Here is a 1,644-nt window from a genome sequence, read left to right on the forward strand (position 1 = left end):
TCGGTCCCGGCCGGCTCGGCCGCCGGATCAGCTCCTGTGCCGACGCGGTCCCGCACGCCGTGCGTGCCTCCCGCGCCGCGTCGACCACGCTTGCGACGGTCCACCGGGGCGTGCCGAAAAGCCCCGCACCTGTCTCGGTGCGGGGCTGCGTCGCTGGTGGGCCGGGTGGGCGCGGACGGGTTCGAACCGCCGACATCTGCCTTGTAAGGGCAGCGCTCTACCGCTGAGCTACGCGCCCGGATGCGGGGACAGCGTACCGTGCCCCGCCGACGGCGATCGACCTGCGGGGGCCGCGGGGATCGTCGCGGGCCGTGTGTTCGTTCACCCCTGGTGGGACAATGACTCTCCAGGGGAGCGCAGGGCAAGGAAAGGGGTCTCGTGGCATTCGGCGGAGGCGGAGGCGGCACCCGGCGGTGGGGCTGGGGAGACCGGGGCGACGGGGCTCGGGCCGAGGCGCAGGCGGCCAAGGACGCCGCCGCGACCGCGTTCTACGAGCTGGATACCGCGCAGCGCGACCTGCGCATCTCCGTGGAGACGATCGCCGCCGTCGACAACTCGCCGGCCGCCCGCAAGGCGGCCTCGGACTTCGCCGCGCTGGGGCAGCGGATCGACGAGGTCAGCCACACGTACATCACCGCCGTCGACTCCTACGACCTGGACCGCGACGACCTCGACCACGGCACCGCCTCCCGCGCCCGGCAGGAGTTGCAGCAGGCCACGAACGGGCTGGAGAAGGTCCGCTCCGACCTCAACCACTTCGCGCACGGCCTCGGCTCCCTCCTCGACCAGGCCGAGAGCCAGCTCGCGCGCCTCGCGCCCGCCGTGGAGCGGGCCCGGCAGGCGCTGCTGGCGGCGACGACGGCGCTGGACGAGGTGCGCGGCAAGGGCTTCCAGGCCGACGACCTCGCGGTCCGGCTCGCACGGCTCGGGCCGGAGCTGACGAAGCTCAACGAGGGCGCCGGGCGGCACGGCGTGCAGGAGACCATCCACCGCGCCGTCGGCGTGCAGCGCGACGCCGAGGCGCTGCGCAGCGAGGCGGAGCAGTTGCCGCAGCGCGCCGAGGAGATCGACCGCCGCCTCGTCAGCCTCCGCACCCGCGCGCAGGCGCTGGCCACCCGCGCCGAGAAGGTCAAGCCGGTGCTCAGCGAGCTGCGCCGGCGCTTCGCGCTGGCCTGCTGGCGCGATCTGCAGGAGGTGCCGAACCGCGCCGCGCAGGCCGTCACGGAGGCGGAGGAGAAGATCGCCGACGCCGGCCGGGCCCGCCGCGAGCAGCGCTGGCCGGACGCGATCGCGCTGCTGGCGAGCGTACGGGCGCTGCTGAACCAGACCGACGAGGCCGTGGACGCCACCCGGGACCGGCTGAACCGCCTCGACGAGGTGGAGAAGGACCGCACCTCGGAGGTCGACCGCACCCGTTTCGCCATCCGTGACGCGCAGCGCCTGGCGATGGCCGGCCGCGACCGGCCCGACCCCCGGCACGCGGGGCCGCTGGACGCGGCGGTCGAGCGGGTCGACCGGGCGGAGGCGGCGCTGACGGGGCGGCATCCGGACTACTGGAGCTTCCTGGAGGAGCTGGAGGCGGTGCGCGAGACGGTCGCCGAGGTGGTCCAGGCGATACGGGCCGAACGCGGCGGCGGCACCGGC

1 protein-coding gene and 1 tRNA gene are annotated in these 1,644 nt (G+C 75.2%); one reads left to right on the plus strand and one right to left on the minus strand.

The window, feature by feature from the left end:
* Nucleotides 1-166: 166 nt before the first annotated feature.
* Nucleotides 167-238: transfer RNA gene (locus tag H5J30_RS31850), tRNA-Val, on the minus strand.
* 140 nt (nucleotides 239-378) lie between these two features.
* Here H5J30_RS31850 and H5J30_RS31855 point away from each other — a divergent pair.
* A partial coding sequence (locus tag H5J30_RS31855) for a coiled-coil domain-containing protein (protein ID WP_181791066.1) occupies nucleotides 379-1,644 on the plus strand: 1,266 nt, incomplete at its 3' end.

This window comes from Streptomyces phytophilus, assembly GCF_013870535.1.
Taxonomy (GTDB): Bacteria; Actinomycetota; Actinomycetes; order Streptomycetales; family Streptomycetaceae; genus Streptomyces; species Streptomyces phytophilus.